Source organism: Novosphingobium sp. PASSN1, from assembly GCF_002278815.1.
In genome coordinates, this window is the sequence record NZ_NKIS01000034.1 from 1 (window position 1) to 2561 (window position 2561).

Genomic DNA, 2561 nt, shown 5'->3' on the forward strand with positions numbered 1-2561 from the left:
GTATCCATCCGGTGAAGGCCACGGCGTGATCCCGACCGGAGCGTAGGCCGGGTTTATGCGGCGATTGCTTCGGAGCGCGGCGCCCAGTTCCAAGGCAGGAGCTCGTCGAGCCTTGTGGCCGGATGATCGGCGATGCGAGCGAGGACATCGGCGAGCCACGCCTGGGGGTCGACATCGTTGAGCTTTGCTGTCTGTATCAGCGTGTAGATGACGGCGGCGCGCTGACCGCCGCGGTCGGAGCCGCAGAACAGCCACGCCTTGCGGCCGAGCGGGATGCAGCGGAGCGCGCGCTCGGCGGCGTTGTTGCTGAGGCAGATCCGGCCATCGTCGAGGAAGCGAGTGAACGCGTTCCAGCGCTTGAGCATGTAGAAGCAGGCCTTGGTGAGATCATGGCCGCGCGATAGCTTGGCGACCTGCTCGGTGAGCCAGGTGTGGAGCTCTGCCATCAGCGGCGCGCTGAGTTCCTCGCGGACCGCAAGCCGCTCGGCGTGGGCCTTGCCGTTGATGCCGTGCTCGATGTCGAAGAGGGCGTCGAGACGCTGCACGGCTTCGAGCGCGATCGGATAGATCATGGCGCTGTGCTGGCCGCGGCTCTTCTTACGGGCTGAGCTCAGGACATCGGCCAGCTCGAAGAACTTGCGCCGCGCATGGGCAAAGCAGCCGGCTTCGAGCACGGGACCGGCGTCGCGACCTTCGCGGTAGAGGTCGTTGTAGCCGCTATAGGCATCGGCTTGCAGGATGCCGGACCATGCCGCGAGATGGGCTTGCGGGTGCTCGCCGCGCCGATCGCGCGAGTAGTGGAACAGGGCTGCCGGCGGGTCGGACCCGGCAAAGGGACGGTCATCGCGGACGTAGACCCATAATCGTGCCGTATCGGTCTTGCCCTTCGCCATGACGGGCACGGTGGTATCGTCGCCATGGATCCGGGTTGCGGCCAGAACATGCGCCTCGATCAGCTTGTAGAGCGGCATCAGCGCGTGGGCAGCAGCCCCGACCTGATCGGCAAGGGTCGAGACACTGAGCGGCACGCCCTCGCGGGCAAACCGCTCGGCCTGCCGGTTGAGCGGTTGGTGCTGCCCGTACTTCTCGAACAGGAGCATGGCGAGGAAGCTGGGCCCCGCCCATCCGCGCGGAACCACGTGGAACGGTGCCGGGGCCTGAGCGATCTTCTCGCAGTCCCGGCACGAGAACTTCTCCCGGACCGTCTGGATCACCTTCCAGGAGCGCGGGATCACCTCGAGCGTCTCGGTGACGTCTTCGCCGAGCTTGGACAGCCGGTCCCCGCCGCAGGCCGGGCAGGAACAGGGTGCAGGCACTACGACACGCTCGCGCGGCAGATGATCGGGGAACGGCTTCCTTGCGGGGCGCTTGCGCTCGAAGGCGGTGACCGTGGTGGTCTTGGCTGCCGCTTCCTCAGCGATCAGATCGTCTTCGGCAGCGTCGGCCTCGAGCTCTTCGAGCTGCAGCTCCATCTGATCGAGCAGGCGGCGGCTGCGTTCGGCGCTGGGGCCATACTGCTCGCGCTTCAGCTTGGCGATCTGCAGCTTGAGGTGGGCGATCAAAGCCTCGATGGCGCTCTCGCGGGCATGGGCGTTGGCCAGCTTGGCCTCTGCTTCGTCGGCCTTCTGGAGCGCGGAAACCAGCAGCACCTTGAGCGCTTCAACATCGTTCGGAAGGGGCGAGATGACGGCTTCCATGGAGGAGAGTGAATCATCATCCACCCTCTGCTGCAAGGGCAAAATGCCCCCATCTACTGGTTATCCTGCGCTTTGCGGCCGCCACGTATACTGCGGGTTGCGCCAGTCGATCCCTTCCAGCAGGCAGGCCAGCTGAGATGGGGTCAGCGACACCGTTCCCTCGCTCGCCGAGGGCCATACGAACCGGCCCTTCTCGAGCCTCTTGGCGTAGAGCGACATGCCGATCCCGTCGTGCCAGATGATCTTGATCAGCGATCCTGCGCGACCGCGGAATACGAACAGATCGCCGCCGTGAGGATTACGCTTGAGGCCTTGCTGCACCAGCAGCGCCAGCCCCTGCATGCCCTTCCTCATATCCGTGTGGCCGAGCGCGATCCACACCCGGGCGCCGGGAGGGATCATCGCAGAGCCTTCAGCGCGGCAGCGACCAGGGACGGTGTTGCCGCCGCGAAAATGCTCAGCCGCTTGCCGCGCGGCAGGTCGATGATCATCGCGGGGTGCTCGCCGTAGCTCGCCGCTGCGGCCGGATCGTCATCCATCACCGCTTCCAGGAACACCGGCGTCGGCAGGGCCTCGGGCGCGCTGGCCTCCTGCGCCACACCTGCATCGAGCAACTTGCGCCGCCAGGTGTAGATCAACCCCGACGAGACGTCATGACGCCGGCAGACATCGGCAACCCGCGCGCCCGGCGCGAACGCCTCGGCCACAATCTGCAGCCGTTCCTCATCGCTCCACCGACGGCGCCGCTCGGGCCCCGAAAATACCGTCACCTGACCCACCGACCGCTCCAAAGCACACTCTTAAGAGCACGCTTAAGAGCGCTCGCTACCTACCCGCGCAAGGCGGCCCCCGCCGGATGGATAC

General features: G+C 66.2%; 3 protein-coding genes. All 3 read right to left on the reverse strand.

Annotated elements, in window-relative coordinates; all coding sequences use genetic code 11:
* Positions 1–53 precede the first annotated feature (53 nt).
* Genes CFE35_RS22420 through CFE35_RS22430 form a run of 3 tightly spaced genes read right to left on the reverse strand, consistent with a single transcriptional unit; the run spans position 54 to position 2476 of the window.
* Complete coding sequence (locus CFE35_RS22420) at positions 54–1697, reverse strand: IS66 family transposase (RefSeq protein WP_292934089.1); 1644 nt, start codon at positions 1695–1697, stop codon at positions 54–56.
* A 60-nt stretch (positions 1698–1757) separates the two neighbouring features.
* Complete coding sequence (gene tnpB, locus CFE35_RS22425) at positions 1758–2099, reverse strand: IS66 family insertion sequence element accessory protein TnpB (RefSeq protein ID WP_292934090.1); 342 nt, start codon at positions 2097–2099, stop codon at positions 1758–1760.
* Positions 2096–2476, reverse strand: coding sequence for a transposase (locus tag CFE35_RS22430; RefSeq protein ID WP_292934091.1), 381 nt, complete (start codon positions 2474–2476; stop codon positions 2096–2098). Before CFE35_RS22430 ends, tnpB begins: the two co-directional genes overlap by 4 nt.
* Positions 2477–2561 lie beyond the last annotated feature (85 nt).

Excerpts from the sequence above, each read along its gene's own strand:
- CFE35_RS22420 (WP_292934089.1), bottom strand. The coding sequence starts at position 1,697 with ATGGAAGCCGTCATCTCGCCCCTTCCGAACGATGTTGAAGCGCTCAAG.
- tnpB (WP_292934090.1), bottom strand. The coding sequence starts at position 2,099 with ATGATCCCTCCCGGCGCCCGGGTGTGGATCGCGCTCGGCCACACGGAT.